The following is a 3,239-nucleotide window of genomic DNA, read 5'->3' as shown; positions in this document are numbered from 1 at the left end:
GGTCGGCGACAGTTGGCTCAAGGAGGGGGACCTCGTTCTTCTCATGGCGGAAGGTGCTGGATGCTTCGTAGACCTTGAGTTTGAGGCGGTTGATGGGGCCCAGCGGTCGATGCGCGGCCAGGCCGCGCCACGAGTTGTAGGACAGCACGTCGTCGCCGAACCGTCGCCGGTCGGGGGAGTCCGGGTTCTGTTGCGGGTAGCTGAGTTTGGCGACCCCGATGTGTGGGCTGAGTTCTTCGGGCCACGGTACGGTGGCGTCCTCGATGGGCATCCTGGTCAGGTCGGTGCACAGTTGGGCCCGCAGCTCAAATTCGGCGCTGTTCGTGGCGAAGAAGTCGAACACCTGATTGCGGTAGGCGTCGTAGCCCGCATCCGCCGGCAGGGGCTGGCCTGCCAGCGTCGTCACCGATTCCGACAGCGGCACGATCTCGAATTTGGCGACATGATCACCCCATCGGATGGGAGCCGACGAATAAAAGTTCTGCCCGAGGATGTGGGTGTTGGGTTCGATGAAGATCTCCACGGCGTTGGGCAGCGACACCCCCACCTGGGCCAGCACCGATTTGGCGCCCGTTAGCAGCGCACCCACAGCCGACAGCGCGGGATCGGACAGTCGAGCCAACACCCACGCCAGCGGCATGCCGACGCGCAGGTATGCCCGTACATCGGCGAAGGGGAATTCCCGGTGGGTCACCAGCAGAAAGTCCTGTGTGGCGGCGTCATCGTCGGCCAGGATGCGCTCGCCGGGTTCGTCAAGGAGCACCTTGACCGCGAGGCCGTGCACCCCGCGGATCTGGTCACTTCGGATCACCCCGGAGGTGGTGGACAGCCGGGTGATCACCGGGTAGTTGCGTGGCTCGGCGAATAGGCCCTGGGCCAACTCGGGAGGCAGGTCCGGGTAGACCGTGAGCTCACCGCGCAGCACGGCCAGCGTCTTGGCGTGGGCGTCGCGTAGGCCGTGATGAAACTTCTTGTACGCCCACTCGTTGTTGCCGTGCAAGGACTTGACGATTGCGTCGATCTCACGATCCTCCTCGGCGCCCGGCCGTTCGAGGGCGTCGCTGTAGGGGACGTAGGTGGGCTGCGCGCCGGGCGGCGGCGGATAGCGGCGCCCGGTGGTGGGTGGCGGGGAGATCCGCGTCGACGGCCGCGCTTGCGTGGTTGGCCAGGGGGCGAACGGATTGTCGACCGAGCGCAGGGTGGGCTCCAGGGCGGGGAAGTGCCGGATCAGTATGGTGCGCAACGAGTTGGTCCGTACCCACGCCATGCCGGCCTCGGTGTACGTCGCCGGGGTGTAATCGGTGGTGAAAAAGCGGTCGCTGCGTAGCCGGCGCGAGGCCATCAGGATGAAAATCCGGAAGGCTGTGTCGCTGAACCCGAAACCGGCCGGCTTGGGTTCGGCGTACAGGCCGATCATGAGGTCAACGCGTTCGACGTCGCCGTAGATCTCGCGAAGCTCCTCGGCCCACTCCGGGTTGTCGGTGAGCTCCTCGAAGCTGGCGGCAGGCTTGAGTCGCAGCATTCGTCGAAAGGCGTTGTAGCGCGGCACCCCACGCTCGCGGATCCGCAGGATGTCCGCGGCGGCCAGGTCGATCGGAATGTCATTGACCCGGTGGAAGTCCTGCAGATGGATCGGGAAGTTGTGCAACGTGATGTCGCCCGGGTGAGCCACCCCCATCGAGTAGAAGAGGTCGTCGGCCGGCCACTGCGCCAGGCGCTCTCGAACGTTGGGCACCGACAAGTCGGGCAGTTGGTAGCGCGCCAGCTCGTCGTCGTCCCGCAGCGAGCGCACCGTGTAGTCGTCGGGGATCAGCGGATGCATGCGGTAGACGGCGACGAATTCCTCGGTCAGCGAGTACGGCACGCCGTCGTGGTTGGTGGGCGATCCGGGGATGCCCTGTAGCACCTCGTTAGGGGTGATGCGACCGAAGCGCTCCTCGAAGTGCTGCCCGAGCACCCCGAACCAGTTGGCCCGCATGGCCGACTCGGTGGTGGGGTGGGCGATGATCGCCGGGGTCCACTCCAGCGTGTGGATCTTGGCCATCAGTGCCGCGTTGATGAGGCGCGCTTTGTCGTACAGCTGCTGGTCACTCATCTCGGGATAGTGCTGGTGCAGCTCGCGACAGATGGTGTTGTGCTCGCGCAGGAACAGCGAGTGCAGCAGCGCCAATCCGACCCAGAAGTTGGCCCGGACCGCCCCGTGCGGATCGAGGTAGGTCTCAAGCTCTTCCGGATGCAGGCCGACGTCGTCGATCCTGACCTGCCCCAGCTCGCCGGTGCGCAGACCCTCCGCGAATCCCTTTGTGTTGCCGTAGATTTGGGACCCATCCCACCAGTGGGTGTCCTGCGTGACGAACGTGGGCGGCCCCGACGCGTCAGGGCTGGGGTCCGGTGGTGTCCGGTTGATCGTCATCGTTGGCTCGGGCCACGGGTCAGCACCCTCGATCGGGATCTTCCAGGGATCGGCATTGACGGTGCCGTGGCTGAACCAATCGTGGACCTCGAACTGGATCCATGCGGCCGCCAACAAGTTCAGCGTGGTGGCGGGTTTGAACGTGTCGCGGGTCAGCAGTCGCCGGCTGATCACGCGCGGATTGGGCTCCATGATGCGGTCGGGTCCCTCGGGATAGGTCAATTCGGTGGGGACGTTTCGACCGAACCGGCTGCCCAACGATCCCATCAGCGGGTATTGCAGGTCGTTGTTGGTCCCATCCGGCGTGCGGGCGTCGCGGCAGGAAGTGATGTCGACGCCGGGTGGGGGCCGGTCGTCGGGTCCGCGGCCGGTGTCGAAGAGATTGTGGGCACGCAGCTGCTCACGCAATCCGATGAGGACCGCGAGCCCTAACGGTTTGGGAAGCCGGGACCATCCGATCCACCGGTCGGTCAGCTCTGCCACTCGCGCCAGTTGATCGACGAGCATCATCGTTGCCTCCACTTGACGGATCCGGCTGACGCAGCGTTCCTGATGGCCGCGCAGCAGCGATGAAGCGTCGCGCGCCGCCATTTCCTAGGGAACGCGCCGGTGTCGTCGCGTGCTGCGCGCACGGCGCCCCCGCTCGTGGTCTGCCGTTGGTAGCTGCAGTGGACACTAACAGTTCGTCGGGCATGCGGCCGGTGGTTCCGTAGGGCGGCGGCGAAGTTCGCTGACCCCATGAGCCTCCCTTCGGATCCATCCACGGAGCACGACGACCCGAACGCTAACGACGGATTGGCGGGCGTGCACGGGTAGTCGACTACTC

At 65.7% G+C, this 3,239-nt stretch carries 1 protein-coding gene and 1 pseudogene; both read right to left on the bottom strand.

Annotation, left to right across the window (positions count from 1 at the left end):
- Positions 1-1,135: catalase family protein (locus A9W96_RS32095; RefSeq protein WP_197499431.1), on the bottom strand; the 1,135-nt coding region annotated here is incomplete at its 3' end.
- Positions 1,136-2,923, bottom strand: a pseudogene (locus A9W96_RS32090) (peroxidase family protein); the annotation flags it as partial.
- Between the last annotated feature and the right edge of the window lie 316 nt (positions 2,924-3,239).

The sequence above is a fragment of the Mycobacterium sp. 1245852.3 genome (genome assembly GCF_001669335.1).
GTDB classification, from domain to species: domain Bacteria; phylum Actinomycetota; class Actinomycetes; order Mycobacteriales; family Mycobacteriaceae; genus Mycobacterium; species Mycobacterium europaeum_A.
The sequence above is the reverse complement of the archived record's forward strand: the minus strand, read 5'-3'. Positions and strand labels throughout refer to the sequence as shown.